The following is a 24,839-nucleotide window of genomic DNA, read 5'->3' as shown; positions in this document are numbered from 1 at the left end:
TAAGGTGTTTTCCCTGAGCATGGTGTGGCCACACAACAGTGCTTTGTTTTTTGCTATCATTTTTGCCAAAATTCACCAGGCTTTTCAACTCGAGTTTTGAATTTTTGCTATCAAAAGTTTTATAAAGGTAAATGTCACAACAAAAGCTAGGATACCTAATAGGATTTTGGTTGCTTTATCTGAGTCCTTTTCTGTTGTTGTAATAGGCTTTTCGTCAACTGTTGAGGATGATGATACAACCAAATTTGTAGGTTCATTTAGGCTATTATTTATGGTAAATGGTTGTGCCTTGCTTAGATATGTACTACCCAAAACTTTTGCAAAGTCCTCTGCTGCTTTTTGTTCTCCTTTTTCATTCAAATGAAGTTTATCTTCTAGCCTTAGGGAATTGTCGTACAGATAAATATCGGGGCCTATTGAGATATTTGTACCTTCTACAACGGCTTTAATTGTTCCGTCAATGATACCAAGGTGTTCTTGGTAGTCTGTGACCGATGGGGCAAGGACAAAATGAAGACTTGGAAGATTTGATTCATTACGAGCCGTTTCGATAATGGTTTTGTATTCATCGGCTACTACCTCTGGGTCATTGGTAATAAATTTATCATTGTCTCCATGAATGCTCAAAATCCCACGAATTCCCGTCCTTGGTACAAGGTATTTAAGGGTATTGAGAAGTTTGATAATCGGCATTCGTTTGGATGAATTGACAAATGAATGCTCAAAGTTTTCGAATCGGGCTGACTTTGCCCATTGCTCCAAGGTAGAACCCCCAAAGCCTGCATGGTAAAATGCCACAGGACAATCATTTTGAGCTACCAATAAATCCCCTAATCTTCCCCAAATACCACGATTAATGGCAAAGTTGATATGGTCTTCAACCGAGGTATAATCTGTGGCGGTACTTGCCGAAAACTCCGTCATCGAGATAAAGCCTGTTTTCTGATAAAGTGTAGTGTCGGTCATATCTGCAAAACGTGAAGCAGGTATAATAACCCTTTCATCTTTACAGTACTTTGTACCTAAGCCCTCCGTGAAACTGTGTCCTTTTATGCCAAAAATGTCACCAATGGCAACAATTACACTGACTGATTCAGAATCGTTGGAAACCGACAAAGTGTAGTAACCTTTAGTTAGAGTGAAAGGAATAGAAAAATTGGCATTTTCTACCGTTGTGGTCAATGTTTTTGAGATGCCTCCCTTGAGTGGAATCGCCGAAAGGGTAACTTGTTTGTTACCCTTCTCAATCAATCCTTCTACCAAAATGGTAGCTTTATCTTGTACATTCCTCTGGAATGGTTGTTTATTAACAGGTGAGATTAGTTTCATTATTTTTTAATTAGCCATTGGATGAATTTATACATCAGGTAAAGGAAAACTACATTTTCAATAAATATCAAGGCTGGTGAGGCATACACAAAAAAGCCCTGATACATAGAGTCAACAGGTGTAGCATCTTCTGAAACGGTTATTGGTTCTTTTGCTGAATCTTCCTGATTCAACTTTTCTAGTCTTACGACTTCACTACGTCTTACGGTGTACATTTTGCTATCAATTTTTTAGGTTTAGAGCTGATATCTTTTTTCCTGGTCTTTGATATTGCTATCGAAATTTTGAGCGCCTGTTATCTGCAGATGAAAAGCTGCCTTTTTTTTGCTATCAAAAAGAGATTCCCCAACTTACAGACCTATTCCCCAAGTAGAAAAGAGCCATGCCCAAAACAGGTGCTTTTACTTTCTGCCAGACAACTTGAAGCTTCTTTCTTCGAATGACTTTGTTGTCTATTTCAGCCACTCTGATAAAATCCTTGGTATTCTGGTCACTGAGTTCAAATGCCTTTTGGCTTGCCTCTATGCCTTTTTGATAGTTGATATGGTTTAGTAATAGTTCATTGTATCGAACTAAAAGCGAATCATACCTCATTCTATCAGACACGATATTTCGTAGTTGGATAGCTGTAATTTGGTAGAGTTTACCTGTTGATTGGTTGGAGCTGTCCGTAGTGCTTTTCGAAAAGCTTTTCAACGGTAGAATCAGGTATAGAAACAATGATAACCTTAATATCTTTTTCATCTTGTAGGTGCTTTTCCTGTGTTTTTTCAGTGTTAGAAAGTCCATTTTTAAAAGCCTCGTAGGCTATTTTCTGCATGGTGGTACGTTCAACTTCTCTTTCCTGAATTCTCTTATTAATTTCTATCTTTTGTCCTTCCAACTTTTCAGTGGAACGACTGCCAATAGTCAAATAGAGCGTAGAACAAACAAGCAAAATAACTATCCCCTGCAAAAGCCTCAGCTTCCACAGGGGTAGTTTGATGGGGATGTGTAGGTTATTAAGCATTTAACTTGTCTATTTCATCCTACAGAGTACTATGTGCCCAAGGTTGATAGTTGTTTGAACCACACCGTTGATTAAAACCATGTTCCCATCTCCATAGATTCTCAATACGCCTAAACTTGTCCCACACAATATTTGATAGTCCGAGTAATAGTTGTTTAGTGGTACATACTCACTAGGGAGTTGAATAATATTACCATCCACCGCACTAGTACCGTCCAACGTCCCAACAATATTCGTATTACCATCCACATCCTTCCAGACGGTGAGTGGTGTTGCTGTACCACCTTTATTGATCCAGTTACTTTTGAAATTTGTTGGTTTTATCAATTTGTAGAGCCTCCTTACATTTCCAGTGTTATCATCTTGACTTAGACCAATTGGCTGAAAACCTTCTCCGACGTTTTTAGGATTAACACAGTTAACGTAACATACGCTACAGTTGACCGCAGTATCGAATCCTCTAGCAAGCTTCCCTGAGGCAGAATTATTGAATACACTGTTAGATACTAAGATGTGATTGCTTGTACCTATAGATTCATTGTGAAAATAATAATTCACTCCACGCCAAAATGGATACTTTGGATGATTGGTAGGTATGTATCCAAGGCAATTTACGTTATCAAGCTTTATTATCGTACCATTGATATGATTACCTTTCAACTTCACCAACGCTTGTTCTTGTCCCTCAATGTAATAAAGTGGCGTTGCAAATCCATTGGATATACTTATCCCGAAAGCACTCATTGTTCTTTCAAAAAGAAAAGCCTCATGACAAATATCTACCCCAAAGTTTGTAATCTGGAAGTCTCCCGAAGAGTACTCAGTAGAACCTTCTGGTATATAGGTATGAACATATCTCTTACAGGCGTAGACAAAAATATTGTTCATCTTGTTGTCATCTACATGACCAAACTTAAATGCTGTTAAGTTTTCACATAAAATAGGAACAACGAATGTAACAATATCAAACTCACTAATAAATCCTCTAAGTGAATTGGGGTTGAAATGTATATCACTGATGTATGGAATATCTGTACAACTCTCAATATCAATAATGTTTTGATAAACACATCCAAAAATGTTACTAATTTTCACTTTTTCCACATTAGCTATAGCCTTCACAAATCCACTTGAACCAATAATATTGATGTTGCGAATTGTACAGAGTGTTTTTAGTTGAACTGTTGGGTTGGTATAAAACTTGGGATTTTTATAATCTTGGTCTCTGTAGCGAATACTTAAATCACAAATGGTGGATTTTTCATTCTCTATGATACTCACATTATCTGCCAATAGAAGAGTACTACCTACATTAAAATCATCCTGACTCCAGTCAATTCCTGAAAGAGTTTTATACTGAGGGATGTAAAGATTAGAGCCAATAAAATAGACTTTATCATCTAGTAAAACCTTCCCACGTGAATAAAACAAGGCACTATTGATAGCCTCAGCATCATCGTGAATACCATCCCCCTTAGCTCCAAACCATTCTGCTTTCACTTCATAGTCAAAAACTCTATCCAGAGCAAGACCCGCAGAGGTTATTATCCTCATACCAACATTGTCAAAGAGATTAGAGGCATCTTGGGAGACTCTAAAAACACCTTCTTTGCCTTCTTCATTGCAATAAAAGGTTTTGAAAAGGGTTGTTTGAAGATTTGATAGCTCTCTTAGCTCGTCTACCTTAAATCCACTTTGTAGCTTTTCCATGAAATCAATTTTCAGACCTGATTTCATCTCATTTAGAAAAGCCTCTGAACCCGTTTTTACAACTTGGTATTTCCCACCAAGAAATCTTATTAAATCCATAGGTTGCTACAGTAATATCTTTTGTGAAAAGTCAATCAACAATTCAGAGGAGCTTAATGCTATTCCGACGCTTCGAAGCATTCCGCTCTCAGGGTCATCAATAGACATTCCGCCTGCCATTGTTGCATAATAGGTTTTATTGGGTTCTAAGCCTGTAAATCCGCTTATCTTCCCTGCTAAGGCTACACGAATCAAGTTGCCTGAAACGGCGCTTGTTTTGGCAATTCCAATAGCTAGATTGTACATATCTTCATCCGTTGGGTCAAACAAGTAAACGGTTCCGTTTTGAATCGCTACCACTTTGCCAAAACCAATGTTTTCCCCTGCCGTCAAAGCGATTTCGGTCAAGTTTTCAAGCTCTGAAATCTTTGCCTGAAGGGTTGAATCATTTGATGATGTTGGAACGTACAAAATAGATGCCTGTGCAGGTGCTGTATTCATGTCCGTGCTTTCAACCTTTTCATCTAACCGCTCAAAGACTTTTTTGAAGGCTAGTGCAATCGCTGTCAAAATCAATAGCACCAGTATTAAAACATAAATCATCTTTTTTCTCATGATAAAAAATAGCCTTGCCCAATCTTTGGACAAGGCTTCTTGATAGGTTTAGAATTGGTTATTTGTAGACTTTCTTGGAGGCTTTGCGAAGTGCTTCCCCCCATGTGGGAGATTTCTTTCCCGCTTTACCTGCATTATAAATTTCTTCAACTGCCAGTAAATTGACCTTTTTGACCTTCTCCTGAGCCTTTTTCTGGCTTGGAGTATAGTTGGGCTTAGTTTTCTTTTTTTCGGGCTTAAATTCGATAATTTTGCCCTCAGGTTTTGCCTTTGATGTTACTTTTTTTGCCATAGATTAAATAGGTTTAGACTTTTTGATGATAAGATAAACTAAATAAAGAGCGCAAAGCCCTAAGAATCCTAATACATAAACCATTGGATTATCCTTCGTCTGGCTTGCTACTGTTTGTCCTGTAAGCTTTCGGTAAAGTAGCTTTCCTTTGGTTAAAACGGCTTGCCAGTACTCACCTCTAACATTCATCCAACTGATATAACCACCTTCGTAGAGTTCCCTTGGACGACTCAAAAGACCTAGGTAGTCATATTTGATGCCTTCTTGATGGGTTTTATTAAACCAGTCTGGAGTAATAAAATTCGAGACTTCAAAGCCATCAATCAAATATCCTTTCCCATCGGTTGCGTCTGCTACTTCTTCGACAAATAATGGATCATCTTCATTCTCTTTGTAGCCAGTTGTCTTTCTGAACTTTTTCAGGAAAGGATTATGGACAATTTCCATAACCTCATGACTGAGAACATAAGAGGTTCGAGAGGAGTATTTGACTAATCCGTACGGTATGCCATCATCTCCAACGGCGTGATAGCCTCCCAAGTTAGGTTCGTCAATTTCGTATTGGATGGTAACTGGATAATAACCAAGGCTTTTTGCGGTCTTTACATCTTGGAAAACTACCGCTTGAGATTCTACAGCCCACACTGGCGCAAAATGTAGGGAGAGTTGCTTGTTGATAGCATTCACCATCTTTTCAAGCCCATCTCCCTGAATCTCTTTTACATTGGATATTACGGCAATCTTAATCATCTTTCTTTCTGAATGCGTAAATCAAACCGCCAATCAATGCCACCGCTCCGAGTACTATAACTATTACTACGTTTTGCCCTGTTCGCTCTAATTGCTTCTGTTGAACACTTGGGTCTGGTTGAGTGTTAGTCGTTCCTGTGTCGATGGCATTTGGAAAGACGGAGGTAAACAAAAGTCCCACACCTGCCAAAATACCGCCCCAATTGGTGTTGGTATTCTTACTAGCTACCACATTCCCTTGATTGTCTTTTACTTCAAGGGTTGTGCCTGTGGCGGTCACAGGTGAGGCTGTTTTTCCTGTAAAGATATTCTTGATTCCTGTCCAGATGGACGAAATAGCCTGTCCTGCCTTGGTCTTCTGGTTTTGAGGCGTTGTAGTCTGGCTTTCAGACGATGTATTCATGCCTTGTGAGGCATCTACCTTCTTTTTCATGCTTCCTCCTTTCTGCCTCTCAAATAAGCCCATACTGCAACACCAATACCAACAACCAATAACGCAATGCCAATGATTAAGCCTGTTTTACTAGATTGACCTGAGTCATTTGAATCACCACTACCACCTGTTCCTGAACCGCCTACGCCTTTTTGATTCGTAGGTGCTTCAGGGTTATCTGAATTAGCTTGGTTTTTCTGTTTCTCCATTTCTGCATTGTTCAGAGATAATTCCTTGTATTCATTATCTCCCAACACCTCTGAAGCTTTTACCCAGTAGAGCGCATTTTTCAAAAATGAGTCTTTGTTCACATAAGGGTTATAGACGTAAAGAGAGCCTTCAACTTGGTGGAATACTACGCCTGAAACAATCTCTGTTCGCCCTGTGTATGTACCAACGTAGCTGAATTTCCTTGTCCACATTTTCATGATTTTCTGTTCGGGAGCATTCAAAGCATCACCCACATAAGCATGAAGTTTTACATCGGGGTCAGGAATACAACTTTCTGAATTGAGAATCCAAATAGGTTCGTCATTTGCCATAAAGTCATACTTTTGACCCGTTGGTAATTTGGCTGCATAAGCGTAGATATTTTCCTTGTTGGTGAGCAATAATTCGCCAATAGTAAGTTTAGCCATTATTCATATTTGTTTAATTTTCGCAACTCCTTTTCTTTTCGTAGTTGGATAAAGTTGAGTATTGTACCACTTATGTAGAAAAGTGCAATAGTCAAGCCCACTACAAAAGAACAGATACGAACAAGTGTGAGATACATAGTTTTATTTTGGGTAATAACGTTTACAAATCTTCTGAATCATTATTCTCAAATCATCGGGTGAAACACTCTCAGGGTCATGGTGTGGTAAATCCATTCCTGATTTACAAAGTGCAACATAACACAAGTCAGCACAGCAAAAACCATCATTAGACAAGCCTACAGGATACAGCATACTGCCAAAGATTCCTGCCCAGTTATACGGTTTTCCGTATTTACGTGCTACGTATTTTCGTGCCTCTGTTTCGTAGAACCACGGAATTTCGTAGTACTCCCAAAAATCGTGGTTGCGGTTTTTATCCTCTTCATAAATCCCTACGCCTCTATACATATCGGATGAAGCAACTTTTCCATCTGAAAAAATCAACTCACAGTGGATGATTTCTGACCTTAGAAATACCTTCATTACCTTGTCGGTAATTTCGTTGTCGTGGCGATAATCTTTGAATGCAATCAAAAACATACTATCCTAACATTTCTTCTTGGTGAGCTTCTGGCTTTGGTTTAGCTGAAGCGTCCAAGGCTTGAACTCCAATGTAACCTTCTAAAAGTTTTGAGGTCATCTCAACCTTTTCTGCCATTTCTGGCATAAATACTTTTACGAGCTGAAGCACTAAAACGCCTAAACCTGCCACAGTAGTTTTAGGGTTTTGTAAGGCTACTTGAAAGAACTTCTGGAGTCCATTTTTGTCGGCAACCTGTTGGGGATTCTGATTTTGTTGGGCTTGCTTTTCCATCAACATTTTTAACTGCAGAATCTCCTGTCTCAATTCTTCTTTATCGTTCATCGGTTTAGTCGTCTGATGGTTCTTCATTGAGGTGTTCTCCTTCCTTGATTTTTTGGTGCTTGAGCTTTTCATTTTTTATCTTCCAGTAAACATATACCGCTGAAAGTAGGAAAAAGCCTCCTTGGGCTAAGTCTGAGAAATCGTGCATAATAAAACCCAAAAACGGGATTTCAAGTAGCATATCTGAGTCGGTGTATAAAATTGTCCTAGCTAAATTCATGTCGTACTCCTCGAATGGAATGTTTGATAAAATCCTTAATCCATTCTTTGAATGATTCCCATGAATCGGGCTTGTACATGAAATAGCCTGTTAATGCAAAGAATGAGATTCCTAATACCCACAAAAGAAGCTTGCCAGTTTGGGAACTAAGCGACCCTTTCTTTTCCAAATTGTTTATGTCGTAGCCGACTGGACAAGCCTTCTGTAGGAATATTTTTACTTCTGCCACTGTGACCACTGAATCTTTGTTGTAGTCGAGCGGATTGGCACTGTATGCAGACGAACCTGCACGGTATAGAACCGTTGTATCTGATTTACCGAAAGCAGAGGGAAAATGAACCAAGAAATACAATTGATAAGCATCCTTGGGTACTCCTCTGCTTTTGATAGCTTGTTGTAAATAGGCTTTGACATAGGGCAACTGTTGTACATGATTCATCTTTGCCAGTGCAGCCGTTGTAGTGCCGATGGATCGTGCGGTTGCCTCTAGGAACTGAATCAAACCCGTTGCGGTACTGCTTGGGTTCTTTGCTTGTGGATTCAGTCTTGATTCAGCCCACATTACTATCATGAGCCAGTCTGGATTGGCTATTCCTAAGTCATCACATATCGCTCTGACTGTGTTTTCAAATGCAGTGCGTAGTGATGAAGGGATTTTCTCAATATAGACGAGGCTCATAGAATATAGGTATTTTACTAGCGTATTTACGGTCTTTTTTGTGCAATTTGATTGCCTTGGTAACTGATTGCTTAAAAAAGCATTTGACATCAATTACCTCTAATTTACCATCGTGGTCACCATAAACTGTATCGAGTACTTTGTTGCCACGATACGCTTTTTCGTGTTCCAAGGCTATGACATAGCCATCACTTTTGCCTAAACAAACAGGACTGAAAACAGCTAAATACACATCGTAGGCACAATTCATTTTCCCCACGTAGGGTTTGAGATAAGGCAATACTAAATGTTCTAATTGCCACTCTCCATATTTGCCTTTTACCTGATCCAATGTGTAACCTAACCTTGCAAGTGTCGATGGTAAGCACTGAATGAGTCCGAAGGCATTGCTACTTTTATTCGTTGCTTGTGAATCGAATCTTGATTCAACCCAAATCACTAGCATGAGCCATTCAGGTTTGATTTGTAGTTTGGCTGACACCTCTCGAACTTTCGAGATAAACCCAAAGGGATTTCTAAACGTCAGCCATTCGAAAGGTAGTATTTCCATATTAAATCCAACGGGAAATTAGTCTTGCGAACACAATCAACAAAATCCCTGAACCTAGCGCCGTAGCACCTAATTTCAAGGTGCTTGCTGTGTCAAATTGTACGTTGATGTTTGCGCCTACAGTACCTAGATTCCCTAAAATTCCAGATTGGTTATTCATAGTTTAATAATTGAGTTTTAAGGTAATCATACGATTCTCCATGCGTTGCTGTTGGTCTCCACTCCATGAGAAAAGAATCTTTTTCCAACTGGTGACACGTGTCCATAAGGTAGCCGAATCCTTCTTGCCATATTTGGCGTTGTAGGTTTGCACCATAGTATGAAATTGGTCATCGGTCAAAGACAAAGCTTTAATGTAGGAATCTCGCAAGTCATCCGAATTACCAAACCAACTATCAAAATAGGCGTGGAATTCTTCTACTAATGGGTTTGGATTCCAACCTTTGGGAATTCCACTTCCTGAGTCTGGCAAGGGTAATTCGAGATAGGTTTCTTCTTTGGGTTTCGTTAGTCTCTGATACCCTAAATAGGCAATAAAGGCAAACAATACATACCAAAAGAACCTTGATGCAGTAAGGAATTTAATTCCAGTACCGATGCCATCTACGGCTGATTTTAAAGCTCCTTTCACTAATTACCTCCCCTTTTAAAGATTCCACTCAATAGTTTAACGGTTACAAAACCGACTACTGCTGTAATTGCTCCCTTGATAATAAGCTCTTTTACTGACCATCCCTCACCCGTTGAAACACTGGATACTTCTACTGTTTTAGTTTCTCCTGTTGAAGTGGTTTTCTGTACCGATTTTTTGACTACTTGTACCGTTGGACTTGGTTTAACTAAAGAACAGTACTGAGCTGATACATAACCAACACCACCGAGTGCTAAATTGAACTTTAAGAAGCCGTTTGTTACTTTGCCGTCACTCTGACCAATCAAATCACCTTTGTTGACTTGGTTTTTGATAGTAGCAGTCAAACTCGCACCGTTTCGAATTCGTACTGAATCACCTGTACAGTAGTAGTTTTTAGTGCCTGAAACGACTGTTGGTGTCGAGATGGTTGAAATATCTGATAACGGAACAATGACATTTGCACGGTATTTAAGCATATAGAGAATGGGCTTGTACAACTGTACCAATGCCAATTTTGAATCTTCAAATACATCTTGAATAATACCTAGTTGCAGTCCATTATTCATTTTGCTGACTACATCACCAAAGTCAATTTTCGTAGGAGAATCTTCATCCCAATCAGCACCATCATACAATTTTACGTATCCGTAATTGGGTGATGCCGTCTTGACGGACATTCCTATACGCACACTCTTTATATCAATTGCCATACTGATTTTGTGTAAATAGAAGGACTCTATCTTTTACAGAGTCCTTCCAAGGTTTGATTAATCTTCGTCTTCGTCTTTTGAAGTTAAGGCTTTATAGCCAAGGTAACCTAAAATAAGAGTACCCGCAAAAATCAACCAGTTAACTGGCTTTTTGTAGAATGGGGTTGCAGGGTCTGAGCCAGTTTCTGAACCGCCTTTAGGACTCGAACCATTAAAGAGTTCTTTCAAAGTATCCTCTGTGGTTTTCTCGGTTACTGGGGTTGAAGAGATATTACCTTTACCATCGGCGTAGATACCGATTTCTTTGCCTCCTTCGGTAGTGTAAGCCTTACCAACTGCTGCAACTTGGTTGAGTGCATATACTTTGATTTGGTTGATGAAATCTTTGATTGCTGAATCATTCAACCAACCAGAGCTTGCAATCATCTCCTGTGTCAAAGGTGCCCATATGTTGTTTGAGCTATGCTTTGCGAATGCTACTTTAGTACCATTGAAATCGACTAAAGCGTAAGTCCAAATTGAGCTGTCACCGAAATCAATTGCAAATAGTACTTCGCCTTGCTTCACTGAACCTGAAGCGTGAATGTTAATTAATGAAGCTGTTGCCATTATAGGTTTAGAATTAAATTGTTGAAATTGAATTTTTAGAGTGCAGGAACTGCGATGTTGTTGTTTTCTAAAATGTTAGCCAGTCTTTTAGCATAGGCAATCACTTTAATCAAATTGGGATCCTGCAATTGAGCTTGTGGCTCGATATAACCCGTAGCATCAAACTCGGTCGAGTTGAATTGAGTGTATTCCATTGCGGTTGCGTTGGATTTTAACCCTACTGCAATTAACTCGGAGTCACTGGCTAATTTGCTTAAGTCACCAGAGGTAAAGCCATTGAGATAAGTAACCTTACCGACAATAGTGGAGTGAGTAAAATACTCTCTGCCTACGGGTACAAGTTTGTTGGCTAGGTTACTGGCAAACAATAGGGCTACATACAAGCCATTCTTTCGAACAATTTTGATAGTACGAGCCACCCCATCATTGTAGTTGACACTAGCAACAGTGTCTTGATTTTGATACTGTTTTGCGAAAACCATTATCTTAATCGTTAATAGGTGAATAATTGGGCAATTAAGCGTAAACCACTTCGATTTCGACTTCAATAGACGAAAGCAATTTCAAATACATTGCCTTGTCTGGAGTCATCGTTTGATTCACTGGATAGATGAAAGAGCCTCCTTTTTCGTGTACGGCTTCAATCTCCACACGTTGAGCCTTTTTGAAGCGGTCAACAGTTTCAATAATGAGTGGTTGTTCAACTTGCTTGAGTTGGTTGAAATTGGATTTGACTCTGATTCGAACACCGTGAATCATTGGAGGATAGGCTAAATCATAATCCAAGGTATGTTGGATAGATTCTCCCAAGGCTGTAGCTGTAATTTCAGAATCACCTTCAACAGCTTTAAAAGCCCCATCGGTAAGTACCTTACCTACCAAAAGGTTTTTAGAAGCTAAACCACCGATAAGGCATACTTTGCAGTCACCTTTAGTGTTTTCCAGATGGTACTTTAAGGATTTGGTGGTGTCTGAAGCACTTTCCCCCGATGGAGATAGGTTTACATTTTCCATAAAAATAGGTTTAAAATTGATTTGTTTTTTCAAATGAACAGTACAAAGATAAACCTTAAAAATGTTTGAGCGGAGTTGAATAGTCCTAATGAAGTGTAATTCCGTATCGATGGTGTTTATTACCGTATTGAAGCATGAGAAGCAAGGAAATGAATTATTAAAATAAAGATATAAATCTATTGAAAAATATTTTAGATGTCAAAATCTCATAGGTTAACATAAAATCTTACTATTTCTAATAATTATGGCTGTTGTTTCTGCGATTCTAACGCAAAAACAACAGCCATAATGTACTATCTGATCTTTCTCAATTTCACAGAACGTACTTTAGGTAAAATAGTACCACGACCATTTCTTAAAGCATGAATAGTTAAGACATCACCCCTAATTAGGTCAACAGAACCTAAGTCCATAGTAAGGATTTCACGACCAGTTTTTGGGAATGTTGCAGTCCTCAATACCATAGGTGGTTCTGTCTGCTCTTTAATATTTTTATAAATTTGTATATTATCAACAAATGTGTCTGATGCTCCCTCTAAAGAAACCATGTATCTACCATTTTCAATATTATACAACTCAATGCTAAAATTTTCAGGTCCATGATTAGGCAATCCCCCTTCAAGCATGCCAGAACTTGGATTATACAACATATAACCAAATACTACCACATCTTTGGCATAGTAAACATATTGCGTTTCTTGAACGGATCGCACATCGTTGGATACCTTAGGCGAAGATTTACGATATACATAATTTTGAGGAGTAAGCTCACTTTCCACTTTAAATGTTGAAAAATAGTAGAAATTGAAAATAAATGCGATTACTAACAATGGGTTTTTCATAAATGTGAAAGGTTAAGTTTTTACAAAATAAAAATGCAAAAAAAGTTATTTTATTGTTGTAAAAACTTACCCAATTTATTATTCGGTAAATGATTCACTTTTCAAATAATAAAGGCTTTAGCTAAATTGTACGTCTAAATCATTATATAAATACTATCATCGCATTTAAGGGAAACTGTCTAGCGAAAAGTAATCGAACAACTAGTAAAACTTTACTAATGTTTTAGTATAATTATTCACAAGATTTCAACCAAGCCATTATCTCGATTACTAGAATAGGGTAGCCTACAATAGCATGAATACTTTAGAATATATGTAGTGTATCGCAGGATAGGGGAGCTTTTTACGAAGAGTAGGATTCATTGGGTCAAAGCCTAATTTTTTTAAGTTCTCACAATGAGCTTCAACCCTCAAGCATGAGATTAGGTATGGAACATCTGCTCGGATGTTCTTTTCTGAGCCAGTCGTTATGTTCAAACTCTTACAAATATCTGTGAGCGTTGAGGGTTGAAAACTAATCATAGTGGATAGGTACTCTTTTTATGATTTTAAAATAGGCGTAAATCCATAATCAAGTTTGGAAACTTCGTCTCTGGTTAAGCCTCCATTTCCGTATCGGGCTTCATTGAGCTCTAGACCCCGACGGTTACAATAGTGCTGCATGGTAGATTGCTCTGTGTTGTGGTCTGGTGAGAGGGCATAGGGATTTCTAAACATACTTGAGTTGATTAGATGTGAACGAGAGTCCTTTCTTTCTGCCAATTGGCAAACTATATACCCTAGAGAAAGGACTACAAAAAGAATGAGCAATAGGTTTAGCATGGTGTTTTCAATTTATGATTTTGTTTTTTCGTCTCCAAAACTCTTTGCAGGTGGTGACTTGTTGGGTAGAATCTTCTTAGTTTTCATCGTAATTCCTTGCTAATTCAAGGATGGCGTGTTTTGAATCAATATCAAGCTCATCGTAAATACTTTTATCCTTTTGAATGATACTGGCAAGCCTGAAAACATCCATGTTTTCAAATTCCTCAAAGGGTTTATCAAAGTTTTCTTCAACGACTAAATCCAGAATGCCTTCGTCAATTTCTACTTGAGATAAGAAAACATCCCGTTTCTCACATGATTTCATGAGTACAAATCCAATCGTATGACCTTGGGACTCCTGATTGATGTTTTCATGGCTCTGTGCAACGTTTTGGATGTTTTCAAGAATGTTTTCATTGACGTTTTCATGCTTGTTTTCATCACGTTTTCGCTTAATACGGTCAAAAATCAAGGTTGACAACAGGATGAATATTCCAAAAAAAGCAAAAACTACTACGATGATTTTGGAGATAAAGCCGTAGTTCCAGCTTTCATCTTCGTCTTGAAATGCACTCATATAGGTGTTATTTAGGATTGAACTCTAATTTTTGTTTGGCAAATGGAAAATACTCTTTTCCATTGAGCCATTCTACTGTGTTTTCATTGCGAATGCCGACCCGATATTCTTCTTTGTCAAAATAGCGTGTAGTCCATTTCTGGTTTTCTGGTCGCTTCGTGTTTTCTTTCGCAATATCAAACAACAAATAGCCAATTTCTTTGCGTGGTTGTACCTTATTTGGAAGATCGTTGAAATCATCACTGGTCTCTTTGAGAACCAACATATTCATCATCTTGAGCAAATCGGGTGAAACCTCTGTACCTCCAAAATAGTGAAACTGTAGTAGCAATTCCAGACCGTTGTTTTTGGGTGTTTTCAATAGCTGTTTTTGCGCCTTGGTCATTGCACCAGAGCCAAAGAAACTCCCTGCATCATCGTAAATCACTACGGCATTTTTGACATAATTCGAACAGAAGTGAGAAAACTTGTCATAGTCATCACTTTGGATTTTTACGACCGCATCTTTAGGTAAAGTTTTCTGCAAATCTTCCATTTGAATCACCTTGGTGATGTCACTGTACGAACTATTATTGGAGTGGTCGTAAACGATAATCCGTTTGGGATTTTTACGATATGCACCGACTCGAAAGTCTAATGATAATTCTAGGGCTTCATGGGTTTTACCTGTGTTTCTAGTACCAAAGAAGCCCCAAACATTTCCCTTCTGATTCATCTAGGTGATTTTTTCTTTAATTTTACGAAATACCTTTACAGTGAAATTGGATAAAGCTTCTGGATGGTGAGCGATAAGGCTTGAACTCATCATAATGACCAAATCTCTAATCATGCAAGATTTTGAAGGCAATCGGTATTTTCCTTCACGAGCTTTCTTTTTGAGGTCTTCCAAAATGACTGTTTTCACAAACTTTCGAATCACATCAGTATCCTCCAGTCCTTCATCGGCTAAGATGTTTTTCTTTTGCTCGACTCTTTTCTGTGCTGACTTTACCTCATCGCTCATTTGAATCTTTCCTGATTCAAAATCTTCAACAAGCTTTTCATCTCCACTTTCGGTCGCCATCTCTGCCACGACATTTCGTAGTACACCCGTACCCGTTTTTACGTAGCTGAAGATTAACTCTGTTTCAAGTTCAGCGTTGCCCTCCAAAATAGAGTTTTCAATCACTGGCACGTATTGAGGTGTAAGAATCTGTGTGGGTGGCTTAAAAGGGTTCTCAAAAATACCCTCTGACACGGAAGGTGCAGGAGGTTCTGCTACTCTTTCAGGGGTAGAATTCAGTGAGGTGAGAATACTATTTCCCGTTCTTAATCCCTCATTTATTTTTCTTAATTCGTCTGCAAAACTCATAGCTACGATTTTACGTGGTTGATTCCTTTCTTTGCGAAATAGGTAGTTGCCTTAGATAATCCAAGGTTTACGAAAAATGAAAACACCTGCTTTCTCTTATTTGAAATAAATGTTTTCATTTGTCCAATCAATGTTTTCCTACCTTCCCACTCGATGATAAACTTTTCGAAAACTGGACGTAAGGCAGGTTCAAAATCAATCATCCCATTTTCACGAAAACATCCTGTTCGGCTTAGGTAGCCACCAATCAAGTCTAGTTTGATTTCATTGTTGAAAACAGCGTTTTCATAGGCTTTTCGTTTTGCCATGAGTGCCAAGGCATCGTCTGAAAACACTTGGAATTCTTCGTAGGTCATTGCCCCATGACTATGATAACTTACAATGTTTTCATTATCATCTAGGGTCACTGTTGCCAGTATTTGCTTCATAGTTTTCAAAAGCTTCGATGTAGTAATTTTTCAATTTCTCGGTGCTAACTGTTTTCACGGAATACTTTTTCATGAAATCATGGGCTTTGTTGACCATATTATCCAAACCTGCCTGATTAGCTAGTTTAAATCGTGTGATTTCAGCTAAGACAGTATCCAAGTCCTCTGTTTTCAACCGAGCGTTTTCAGACTTCAAAGCTCTGTTTTCATCCCATATTTTTATGAAAACAGGATTTTTTTCAATGTTTTCAAAGGTGTTTTCAACGTTTTCACGATTCATGAAAACATTGATTTCATCCTTAAGCCTTTGGTTTTCATGACTAATGTTAATGAAAATTGGGTTGTCTTCAATGTTTTTGATTGCAAGACGTTCATTCGCTTTTATCAATTTAACGTTTTCATCCTTAAGCTTCATGAAAACAGGATTGTTTTCTATGTTTTCAGAGATGTTTTCAACGTTTTCACGATTTATGAAAACATTGATTTCGTCCTGAAGCCTTTTGTTTTCATTCTGTAGATTGATGAAAACAGGATTGTTTTCAATGTTTTCAGAGATGTTTTCAACGTTTTCACGATTCATGAAAACATTGATTTCATTCTGAAGCTTTCTGTTTTCATTAAACAATTGAATGTTTTCATCCTGTAGTGATTTCAATTGACCATCCAAAAGTTCCTGATGCTGTGCCCTTGCTTGTGCCTCTCTCTCAGGAGTGAGCAAACGTTCGTCGTTTTCATCTAATCCGTAAGTCAAAACATTGAAAACGTGCTTTGAAAGTGCCATTTTGGCGATGTTTTCAATGTTTTCATACTCAGGGTTTTCATTGAGCAATGTTTTCACGTCTATGATTTCACCATCGTTCAATTTTAGAACAATCATGTTTTCATTGACCTTAATCACTTTGTTTTCATAACGGTCTTCAATGATTTCATTCACGAAATCACTAATGTTGCCAGATGTTTTCAGCCATTCGGATACCTCTGGACGCACACGGCAACCAACTTGAACGGTGCGAGAACTATTTACTTTGTTTTCATTCATACTCCAAATCTTTGTTTTCATGATGAAATTAGCACCTTATGAAAACATAAATCCAAGGCATGAAAACATACAGCCTAAAATATCCTCATTTATCCTGTTTTCATCCTTTTTCTCCTTACTCAAAAATGATAACTTTGTGAACTGTCAAACTTTAACATACAAATTATATGAGTGCTTCTACAATCGTCAATTCCTCTATTATTGCTCAACTAATGGGATGGTCTAAAAATTATGCACAGAAGAGAATATGTGCTGTCAAAAAAGCGAAGGGATTTGCCTACGTTACTCTGGCTGACTGTATGGAGGTCTGGAATGTGTCAACTTCTTGTTAATCTTACTTACTCTCTCTAAACTAAAAAAGAGGCACTTGCGTACCTCTTAGTTATTTATTTTACCCTAAATCCTGTCTCAATTATTTTTAGAACTTCAATTATTTCAAATGCTGATTTTTCGAATTCTAGCTTTGCGTTAATTTCATCATTCTTTATCCACTCTCTAACTTCATCTAACAATTCCTTCTTTTTGTCTCGTTTAGAACTATTAGAGTTTTTTAGGGGTAAAATCTCAGAACGAAATTTTTCTACAAATTTTTCTGGATAGTATTCTTCAAAATCATGCTTCTTTAATTGTAGGAACTGTTCAGGATTCCAACCTTGTTTTACGTATTTATCTTTAAATTCATTTATTATTTTTAACTCTTCATCACCACCATCAATTATGACCCATACTTTATTTTTATAAACTAATTCTAGATGAAGGTAAACAAACAATCTATTAAATTCATCGAATTTAGGAGCTACCTGATTACTAGTTCTTGCAGAGAAAGTTCTAATCTTGTTGTGAAGTTTTGGTACATACCATGGAATAAAATAATCTCTAATTAAACCCTCAGCTGAATATTCTTCAAAAAATATCCACCCTTCCCACAAATCATAATCAAATAGTTCATAACCAAGCTCCTCTAGTAAAATTTTTCTTTCGTCGGTAGTACTTATTTTCTGAATAGTTGAAATATAGTGATGTGGAGCGCCATCTTCTACTTTTTTAGATTTTACTTTGTAAATACTGGTAGTCACTTCTGAACCCAAAACCTTTAGAACTATATTTGAATGAGTTGAAATAAAAAACTGATTTAATTTGGAAGACTCGATTATAAGATTTAGAAGTATTTTCAACATTTGTGGATGAATATCATTTTCTGGCTCTTCTATCAAAAAAACTCCACCCTTGCAAGAACACAATTCAACAATCAAGATAGCCAAGGAGATAACACCTTCTCCCATTTTTACAATTGGAATACTATTCTTTGAGTCTACATGAACTACTACAGTTTTATTATCATCTATGTATCCAGTTAATATTTCATAACCAAATATCTGTAAACACATTTTAGAATACAATGCTAGTTCAGGAGTATGTGGATTTGACCTAATTCTGTCAATCTTATCTGTTAATGATTCGATTAAATTGTCATTTCCAAATTTTCTTTGATACTCCACATTTGTTTGAAGTTTTCGTAGTTTGCGCTCTGAAAAGAAACAGCGAAGCTTACCAGCAATTGCTCCGTTTCTCATACCCATACTTGGTGAGACATTATCCTCTGTATAAATATTTTGCATTCCACCAATCAAACATTCTATGTTAATTGTCTTAGATTTAATTTCTTGGTTTGACAGAGAGGAATTATCTCCTAAATTTTTAGTAGATTCATTTTGATTTAATTGAATATTTATAGAGTATGATCCACTACTGGTTGAAAAGTATAAATCTTTAGAGTTAAATACGTTTGTGTCTATACATGAAATTGATTCGAGTATTGTTGATTTTCCAGAATTATTTAAACCACAGAAAACATTTATATTTTCAGAAAACTCTAAAGACGTTGAACCTTTAAATCCTCTGATATTATCTAATTTAATTTTTGATACTATCATGATATTGAAATGAGTATTATTCTTTATTTGACTAAAAAATGATTTAGCTTAATTTTCCATTAGATTCCGTTAAAGCTGTAATTTTTGACATCTGCAAACAACCAAAACAATTTCAATTATCATCGTATTAACTCGCAAACTGTTGATAAATTGTTAAATCTACTATATTGGCATACTTTAGAATCCTATTATTTTACTTCTACTTAGATTGTTATTATTATAAATTTCTGACACCAAATCATAGTCTAGTTCCAATTCTTCATTAGTACGATTTTAATTTGGTCAAGTAGAATTCACAGGAAGAGTTCCTCCTAAGTTTCAATTCCTCAGTGGTTCGATTCAAATAGTAGGTAGTACTAAGCTATTTCTATATTCACCAAAGTTTCAATTCCTCAGTGGTTCGATTCAAATAGAAAACCTGTATTCTTTTTACCCTGTCTTTAAGGAGTTTCAATTCCTCTGTGGTTCGATTCAAATTCGAAGTCCTGAGCCTTTGGGCTGAGTATATTTGTTTTGTTTCAATTCCTCTGTGGTTCGATTCAAATTTGTGAGGCTTTTTTTCTAAACTCGAAATCAAAAGTTTCAATTCCTCTGTGGTTCGATTCAAATTGTTTTCCAGAAAAATAAAAAACTGCTTCCTATAAAGTTTCAATTCCTCTGTGGTTCGATTCAAATACGGCAAAGGTGAGTATAAGGTGTCTATGTTATCCGAGTTTCAATTCCTCTGTGGTTCGATTCAAATCGGAAAGTTAGTCCAGTTAGGATTTGATGAGTTTGGCGTGTTTCAATTCCTCTGTGGTTCGATTCAAATATGTCTAATAGATTTAATAGCGCCTCGTTTTTAATTCCGTTTCAATTCCTCTGTGGTTCGATTCAAATCACCGCTATTTCTCACAAAAAAACCGTAACAGTTTTGTTTCAATTCCTCTGTGGTTCGATTCAAATTATCAAAAAGGTGTTTTTGCTTGCTTGATAATCGAGTTTCAATTCCTCTGTGGTTCGATTCAAATTTTAGGGCAATCCAAAAATATACATTCCTTACCTACGTTTCAATTCCTGTGTGGTTCGATTCAAATCAGCATTGGCTACTAGTTGTACGTGGGTTTATCTTAAGTTTCAATTCCTCTGTGGTTCGATTCAAATTGCGTGAGGCTTTTTTTCTAAACTCGAAATCAAAAGTTTCAATTCCTCTGTGGTTCGATTCAAATTTGCAGAATACCAAAAAGGCGAGGGCTTACAAATTGGTTTCAATTCCTCTGTGGTTCGATTCAAATTTGGGCTAAAAACTACCTATTATCAATCACTACTCAAAAGTTTCAATTCCTGTGTGGTTCGATTCAAATTTAATACTAACACAAAAACAAATTCCCAGCTTTTGTTTCAATTCCTCTGTGGTTCGATTCAAATACTTTGTTGTCAATAATTCTTAATTCGAGTTCTGGGGGTTTCAATTCCTCTGTGGTTCGATTCAAATCTTCATTTTTTGAGCTAGATTCCTATTGGCTACCAAGTTTCAATTCCTCTGTGGTTCGATTCAAATAAATCAAAAGCATTCCATAGTTTTTTTGGATTGCTTGTTTCAATTCCTCTGTGGTTCGATTCAAATCTTGCATAAGCCCAGTTGCTCCTGTGCTTTTCACAAAGTTTCAATTCCTCTGTGGTTCGATTCAAATAGGAAGTTATATATGCAGGACAGGAATATTATGCTGCGTTTCAATTCCTCTGTGGTTCGATTCAAATTGACCGCTGGCATCAATTATTTTTTTGTCAGGCCTGTTTCAATTCCTCTGTGGTTCGATTCAAATGTGATGGCAAATACACTGAAATAAAGTCAGGCTAGTTTCAATTCCTCTGTGGTTCGATTCAAATATGACATACTGAGCGCAAAAACTAGGCTTGTCATGTTTCAATTCCTCTGTGGTTCGATTCAAATGCGCTCGTATGCCATTGTAGCGACCATCGGAGCAGGTTTCAATTCCTCTGTGGTTCGATTCAAATCGAACCCGATTACAATTACATCAGCTTGGCTTGATTGTTTCAATTCCTCTGTGGTTCGATTCAAATGCCAAACCGCTGGATTAATTGTATCAATATCTCTAGTAGTTTCAATTCCTCTGTGGTTCGATTCAAATCTGCTACACCAACAGCAATGGAATGGTCTTGTGTTCCATGTTTCAATTCCTCTGTGGTTCGATTCAAATGGTACGCTAATGTGCGTTATGAAAATTAACGACCCGTTTCAATTCCTCTGTGGTTCGATTCAAATTTCCTTTTGTTGAATTATACCCTAATACAATATAGTTTCAATTCCTCTGTGGTTCGATTCAAATGATATACCCCTGATTTAGAAACCTTTTGCATAGAAAAGTTTCAATTCCTCTGTGGTTCGATTCAAATCCCAAATCGGTTTTTAGGGCAACGGCACACTTGGTTGTTTCAATTCCTCTGTGGTTCGATTCAAATCTTGGATAAATGGGACTACCAATACACCACTGGTGAGTTTCAATTCCTCTGTGGTTCGATTCAAATCAACAAACCAAAAACGGCATAACACGATTGCGATTACGTTTCAATTCCTCTGTGGTTCGATTCAAATTAAATCAGTAGATGCAGATTCTACTATTTTAAGAGAGTTTCAATTCCTCTGTGGTTCGATTCAAATAGCTGGTTAGGTTTTCTTGAAGGTGAAAATGAAATGTTTCAATTCCTCTGTGGTTCGATTCAAATGAAGGGTATTTGGGGAAACCTTGCCAATATTTTAGTGTTTCAATTCCTCTGTGGTTCGATTCAAATTTTGCACCCTCTTCGCTCAATGTGCCAGACTTGGCTGTTTCAATTCCTCTGTGGTTCGATTCAAATTTTATATGCTGAAGCTCGTTTTTTGAAAGATCATTGTTTCAATTCCTCTGTGGTTCGATTCAAATAGAAAGAAATCGAGGAAATAGACGAAGTTTTGAAGTTTCAATTCCTCTGTGGTTCGATTCAAATCAGAAGAGTACTATAAATCATCCGCAGCATCACAAGGTTTGTTTCAATTCCTCTGTGGTTCGATTCAAATTTCGCCCACGCATCCATGCCAGGGCGTAGACGTCCAGTTTCAATTCCTCTGTGGTTCGATTCAAATAGGTCTATGTCTTGTATGCCTGTTTCCAGAAATACCTTGTTTCAATTCCTCTGTGGTTCGATTCAAATGGAAACACAGCTTGAGATAGACCGAACAAAAAACATGTTTCAATTCCTCTGTGGTTCGATTCAAATCCGTTTAAAAAAACGGGATAACTTTCACAAATAGCACTTTTTTTAAGTAAAATAGAGTCATAAAGTCGTCGACTGTTAATAGTATGATTTATACAGGAGGTCGACGACCGCCAAATTTTACTGCAAATGCTGTTTTATACTTTCTGATATAAATTACGAAACAGTATGAGAATGAACTTTTAGACATCGACGACAATTGACAATGTTTCAATTCAAAAATTGTAGTCATTGTTCGCAACAAAAATAACAATTTAATTCATTTTTTTGATAAAAAATGAATGCCACTTGGTGAAATTTTCCCAAGTGGCATAGATGAGTAATTACTTCAAAAACTGTTTCTTAATAGTTGAATCTTTCACTCTGGCATATCTTGAAAGCTGTCTGCTATCTTTCCAACCCACCATTGCCTGAATTGTGCTTTCTGGTATATCAAGCTCATTGATACTATGGTCAACAAAACTCTTTCTTGAGGTATGAAAGGTTAGATACTTATTTATCTTTGCCTTTTTGGCGATTTCTTTGATGTATTTATTGAGCTTAGTGTTTGAGAGCTTCGGAAGTGAGTAAATATCAGAGCCGTAACGTTTGAATATGCTCATGGCTTTTTCGTTTAGCGGTACTCTCTGTCTCGTATCCGTTTTGTCCCTTCCTAACTTTATCCAGAAGGTTTCATCTGAGTCAATGACGATATCATCTTCTGTGAGCGTATTGTAGTCTATAAAGCTCAATGAAGTTTCGGCACAAAAACGGTAAATATCAAAGGTCTTTCGATGCTTATCTGACAAATCCAAGGCATCCACTTTGTCCATCTCTTCCTGAGTAAGAGATACAGGATCCTTCTCTTTGGCTTTCTCAACCTTATAGCTTTCAATTTTTCGGTCTTGGGTGTATCCTTTAGATACGGCATACTTTACAATCCCTTTAATAAGGAATAAATACTTTTCGATGGTACTTTCTTGGTACTTTGAAATTTTAAGGTAGAATTTAAAATCCTCCATGAAAACATGGTCTATTTCATCAATATCTATTTGCTCCAGTTGCTTTTGTACCAGATAAGTTCGAATGGTCTCAAATTTTGACTCTCGACTTACTACAGATTGCTTCTTGAGTTTTTCGGCTTTGACCAACAAATACTGGTCTTTAATAAACTCTTTGAATACATCAATGAAGGATGGTACTCTTTTCCCTTTTCGTACTAATCCGTTGGCGACTCTGTGCCTTTCTAAGATTTCGACTGGTCTGATTGGTTCATTGGGTTTTTCAAAACCGATTTGATTGAAGATTTGGGTAAAACGTAATTCATGGTTGTCCATGAGCTTTTGATTTTTTGCAGCCTCTTTGCCTTGAAAACACTGTTCTTTGGGATTCCATTGTTTGCGGTTTAACTTGATTTTAGTAGAAATTGGAACGGACTTTTCACCATCAACTCGAATTTCGCAATAGATAGTACCAAGGTCTTTGGTTTTACCTTCACGAAACCAATAATAGAAGGACATCATGTTGATAGGGGTGTAACTAACATTTCTAGGTGGTGTTGCAGAGTTTTTGACATTTGTAAAAACTATTATATGTGAAGAAATTATAAAAGTTTGATACAAACCAAAAAGTATTCCAAAGCCACAAAAATAAAAGTGTTAGTAAAATTGTTAGTAAAATTAAAAAAGTGCCTTGGTTGCAAGTAGAGGGGCTTTTTGAGGTATTTCAGAGGATTGCGGAAAATCTGATATAAAACAAAAAAGTGAGCTAAGTAGCTCACTTGTAAGTCCTTGAAAATCTAGGTTGTGGTCTCGTAGGGATTCGAACCCCAAACCTTCTCATCCGTAGTGAGATGCTCTATCCAGTTGAGCTACGAAACCATTTCCTTTGTGACAGCGTTGCTGTGTTTCGGGACTGCAAAATTAGAAAAATGTTTTTAAAATCCCAAATCAAACAAGCATTTTTTGCGATTTTTTTTCAAATAAATCATAAGTCGCTAATCTTCAAGGAAGTAAAATTTGTTATTTAGCAATCATTTTAACAACTGCATTACCAGTTTGTCCCATATATGAAACATTTCCTTGAATGTCGAAGTTTGTATCGTTCAATTGTATTAACGTAAATTCACTTGAAAGAGCAAGTCCACCTTGAATGGTTACGTTCGTCAACACGACTTTACTTTGGTCTGAATTAAATGCCCACGTTCCGCCTGTTATTGCAGTTCCATTATTGTCAGTACCTGTTACTGTACCATTGCTATTTAGGTTGAATGTTACTTTCGACAAATCATACAAGTTTTGAGTGTTACCTTTTTGATACAACATGATAATGCCGTTTACTGTAAGATTGTCTATAATCCAAGTTTTGGCAGAAATGTATTCTGTTTTAGTCTTAGTTGGAGTTGGGTTGTCATTACTTTTACAAGACGAAAACAATGTTGTTAGCACTGCGAGACAAATAAATAGATTTTTCAT

The 24,839-nt window shown here is 37.1% G+C and carries 32 protein-coding genes, 1 tRNA gene and 1 CRISPR repeat array; of the genes, 1 reads left to right on the top strand and 32 read right to left on the bottom strand.

The window, feature by feature from the left end:
• Window positions 1-84 precede the first annotated feature (84 nt).
• The 28 genes from QM524_RS02175 to QM524_RS02040 form a co-directional block, all read right to left on the bottom strand.
• A complete protein-coding gene (locus QM524_RS02175) occupies window positions 85-1,329 on the bottom strand; it encodes a hypothetical protein (protein ID WP_283343276.1) in 1,245 nt (414 codons plus the stop codon).
• Entirely contained in the window at window positions 1,329-1,544 is a 216-nt protein-coding gene (locus tag QM524_RS02170; RefSeq protein ID WP_283343275.1) for a hypothetical protein, read from the bottom strand. Before QM524_RS02170 ends, QM524_RS02175 begins: the two co-directional genes overlap by 1 nt.
• 115 nt (window positions 1,545-1,659) lie before the next feature.
• Window positions 1,660-1,935, bottom strand: coding sequence for a hypothetical protein (locus QM524_RS02165; RefSeq protein WP_283343274.1), 276 nt, complete (start codon window positions 1,933-1,935; stop codon window positions 1,660-1,662).
• A gap of 37 nt (window positions 1,936-1,972) precedes the next feature.
• A complete protein-coding gene (locus QM524_RS02160; RefSeq protein WP_283343273.1) occupies window positions 1,973-2,338 on the bottom strand; it encodes a hypothetical protein in 366 nt (121 codons plus the stop codon).
• A 9-nt stretch (window positions 2,339-2,347) separates the two neighbouring features.
• Window positions 2,348-4,147, bottom strand: coding sequence for a hypothetical protein (locus QM524_RS02155; RefSeq protein ID WP_283343272.1), 1,800 nt, complete (start codon window positions 4,145-4,147; stop codon window positions 2,348-2,350).
• Window positions 4,148-4,153: 6 nt separating this feature from the next.
• The gene (locus QM524_RS02150; protein ID WP_283343271.1) at window positions 4,154-4,702 is read right to left on the bottom strand and encodes a hypothetical protein; all 549 of its coding nucleotides are present in this window, start codon (window positions 4,700-4,702) and stop codon (window positions 4,154-4,156) included.
• A 58-nt stretch (window positions 4,703-4,760) separates the two neighbouring features.
• Window positions 4,761-4,994: a hypothetical protein gene (locus QM524_RS02145; RefSeq protein ID WP_283343270.1), complete on the bottom strand. Its 234-nt coding sequence runs from the start codon at window positions 4,992-4,994 to the stop codon at window positions 4,761-4,763.
• A gap of 3 nt (window positions 4,995-4,997) precedes the next feature.
• On the bottom strand, window positions 4,998-5,744 hold the full coding sequence (locus tag QM524_RS02140) for a hypothetical protein (protein ID WP_283343269.1): 747 nt from the start codon (window positions 5,742-5,744) through the stop codon (window positions 4,998-5,000).
• On the bottom strand, window positions 5,737-6,177 hold the full coding sequence (locus QM524_RS02135; RefSeq protein WP_283343268.1) for an LPXTG cell wall anchor domain-containing protein: 441 nt from the start codon (window positions 6,175-6,177) through the stop codon (window positions 5,737-5,739). Before QM524_RS02135 ends, QM524_RS02140 begins: the two co-directional genes overlap by 8 nt.
• Window positions 6,174-6,815 (bottom strand): hypothetical protein, encoded by a 642-nt coding sequence (locus tag QM524_RS02130; protein ID WP_283343267.1) that lies wholly within the window; start codon window positions 6,813-6,815, stop codon window positions 6,174-6,176. The genes QM524_RS02135 and QM524_RS02130 overlap by 4 nt, the downstream gene beginning before the upstream one ends.
• 141 nt (window positions 6,816-6,956) lie before the next feature.
• A complete protein-coding gene (locus tag QM524_RS02125) occupies window positions 6,957-7,415 on the bottom strand; it encodes a hypothetical protein (RefSeq protein WP_283343266.1) in 459 nt (152 codons plus the stop codon).
• Window position 7,416: 1 nt separating this feature from the next.
• Window positions 7,417-7,740: a hypothetical protein gene (locus QM524_RS02120; protein WP_095164489.1), complete on the bottom strand. Its 324-nt coding sequence runs from the start codon at window positions 7,738-7,740 to the stop codon at window positions 7,417-7,419.
• 4 nt (window positions 7,741-7,744) lie between these two features.
• Window positions 7,745-7,921, bottom strand: a complete 177-nt coding sequence (locus tag QM524_RS02115; RefSeq protein ID WP_176464457.1) for a hypothetical protein — start codon at window positions 7,919-7,921, stop codon at window positions 7,745-7,747.
• 25 nt (window positions 7,922-7,946) lie between these two features.
• Window positions 7,947-8,639: a lytic transglycosylase domain-containing protein gene (locus QM524_RS02110; protein ID WP_283343265.1), complete on the bottom strand. Its 693-nt coding sequence runs from the start codon at window positions 8,637-8,639 to the stop codon at window positions 7,947-7,949.
• Window positions 8,620-9,189, bottom strand: coding sequence for a transglycosylase SLT domain-containing protein (locus QM524_RS02105; RefSeq protein WP_283343264.1), 570 nt, complete (start codon window positions 9,187-9,189; stop codon window positions 8,620-8,622). Before QM524_RS02105 ends, QM524_RS02110 begins: the two co-directional genes overlap by 20 nt.
• A 1-nt stretch (window position 9,190) precedes the next feature.
• Window positions 9,191-9,349, bottom strand: coding sequence for a hypothetical protein (locus QM524_RS02100; protein ID WP_176464459.1), 159 nt, complete (start codon window positions 9,347-9,349; stop codon window positions 9,191-9,193).
• A 3-nt stretch (window positions 9,350-9,352) separates the two neighbouring features.
• Entirely contained in the window at window positions 9,353-9,820 is a 468-nt protein-coding gene (locus QM524_RS02095; protein ID WP_283343263.1) for a hypothetical protein, read from the bottom strand.
• Entirely contained in the window at window positions 9,820-10,533 is a 714-nt protein-coding gene (locus QM524_RS02090; RefSeq protein WP_283343262.1) for an SH3 domain-containing protein, read from the bottom strand. The genes QM524_RS02095 and QM524_RS02090 overlap by 1 nt, the downstream gene beginning before the upstream one ends.
• 57 nt (window positions 10,534-10,590) lie before the next feature.
• Window positions 10,591-11,142: a hypothetical protein gene (locus tag QM524_RS02085; protein ID WP_283343261.1), complete on the bottom strand. Its 552-nt coding sequence runs from the start codon at window positions 11,140-11,142 to the stop codon at window positions 10,591-10,593.
• Window positions 11,143-11,177: 35 nt separating this feature from the next.
• Window positions 11,178-11,624: a hypothetical protein gene (locus tag QM524_RS02080; RefSeq protein WP_283343260.1), complete on the bottom strand. Its 447-nt coding sequence runs from the start codon at window positions 11,622-11,624 to the stop codon at window positions 11,178-11,180.
• A gap of 34 nt (window positions 11,625-11,658) precedes the next feature.
• Entirely contained in the window at window positions 11,659-12,156 is a 498-nt protein-coding gene (locus QM524_RS02075; RefSeq protein ID WP_283343259.1) for a hypothetical protein, read from the bottom strand.
• 293 nt (window positions 12,157-12,449) lie between these two features.
• Window positions 12,450-12,998 carry a hypothetical protein gene (locus tag QM524_RS02070; RefSeq protein ID WP_283343258.1) on the bottom strand — a complete coding sequence of 183 codons (549 nt, stop codon included), beginning with the start codon at window positions 12,996-12,998 and terminating at the stop codon, window positions 12,450-12,452.
• Window positions 12,999-13,538: 540 nt separating this feature from the next.
• Window positions 13,539-13,715 (bottom strand): hypothetical protein, encoded by a 177-nt coding sequence (locus tag QM524_RS02065; RefSeq protein ID WP_283343257.1) that lies wholly within the window; start codon window positions 13,713-13,715, stop codon window positions 13,539-13,541.
• A gap of 181 nt (window positions 13,716-13,896) precedes the next feature.
• Window positions 13,897-14,379, bottom strand: a complete 483-nt coding sequence (locus QM524_RS02060) for a hypothetical protein (protein ID WP_283343256.1) — start codon at window positions 14,377-14,379, stop codon at window positions 13,897-13,899.
• A 7-nt stretch (window positions 14,380-14,386) separates the two neighbouring features.
• Entirely contained in the window at window positions 14,387-15,094 is a 708-nt protein-coding gene (locus tag QM524_RS02055; RefSeq protein ID WP_283343255.1) for a hypothetical protein, read from the bottom strand.
• Window positions 15,095-15,730 (bottom strand): hypothetical protein, encoded by a 636-nt coding sequence (locus QM524_RS02050; RefSeq protein WP_283343254.1) that lies wholly within the window; start codon window positions 15,728-15,730, stop codon window positions 15,095-15,097.
• A gap of 2 nt (window positions 15,731-15,732) precedes the next feature.
• Window positions 15,733-16,158, bottom strand: coding sequence for a hypothetical protein (locus tag QM524_RS02045; RefSeq protein WP_283343253.1), 426 nt, complete (start codon window positions 16,156-16,158; stop codon window positions 15,733-15,735).
• On the bottom strand, window positions 16,124-17,218 hold the full coding sequence (locus QM524_RS02040; RefSeq protein ID WP_283343252.1) for a hypothetical protein: 1,095 nt from the start codon (window positions 17,216-17,218) through the stop codon (window positions 16,124-16,126). The genes QM524_RS02045 and QM524_RS02040 overlap by 35 nt, the downstream gene beginning before the upstream one ends.
• 146 nt (window positions 17,219-17,364) lie before the next feature.
• On the opposite strand from QM524_RS02040, the gene QM524_RS02035 reads away from it, so the two are divergent.
• Window positions 17,365-17,529 carry a hypothetical protein gene (locus QM524_RS02035; RefSeq protein ID WP_283343251.1) on the top strand — a complete coding sequence of 55 codons (165 nt, stop codon included), beginning with the start codon at window positions 17,365-17,367 and terminating at the stop codon, window positions 17,527-17,529.
• A 54-nt stretch (window positions 17,530-17,583) separates the two neighbouring features.
• Here the strand turns inward: QM524_RS02035 and QM524_RS02030 are convergent, their stop codons facing one another.
• The 4 genes from QM524_RS02030 to QM524_RS02015 form a co-directional block, all read right to left on the bottom strand.
• Window positions 17,584-19,131, bottom strand: a complete 1,548-nt coding sequence (locus QM524_RS02030; protein WP_283343250.1) for an ATP-dependent nuclease — start codon at window positions 19,129-19,131, stop codon at window positions 17,584-17,586.
• Between the two features lie 315 nt (window positions 19,132-19,446).
• Window positions 19,447-22,389: direct repeats of the CRISPR family, unit length 30 nt; unit sequence GTTTCAATTCCTCTGTGGTTCGATTCAAAT.
• A gap of 320 nt (window positions 22,390-22,709) precedes the next feature.
• Window positions 22,710-23,888 (bottom strand): tyrosine-type recombinase/integrase, encoded by a 1,179-nt coding sequence (locus QM524_RS02025; RefSeq protein WP_283343249.1) that lies wholly within the window; start codon window positions 23,886-23,888, stop codon window positions 22,710-22,712.
• A gap of 283 nt (window positions 23,889-24,171) precedes the next feature.
• Window positions 24,172-24,245 (bottom strand) — tRNA-Arg (locus tag QM524_RS02020).
• A 141-nt stretch (window positions 24,246-24,386) separates the two neighbouring features.
• Window positions 24,387-24,839 carry a hypothetical protein gene (locus QM524_RS02015; protein WP_283343248.1) on the bottom strand — a complete coding sequence of 151 codons (453 nt, stop codon included), beginning with the start codon at window positions 24,837-24,839 and terminating at the stop codon, window positions 24,387-24,389.

The organism is Flectobacillus roseus, assembly GCF_030056595.1.
Lineage (GTDB): Bacteria > Bacteroidota > Bacteroidia > Cytophagales > Spirosomataceae > Flectobacillus > Flectobacillus roseus.
This window is presented reverse-complemented; position numbering and strand designations above follow the sequence as displayed.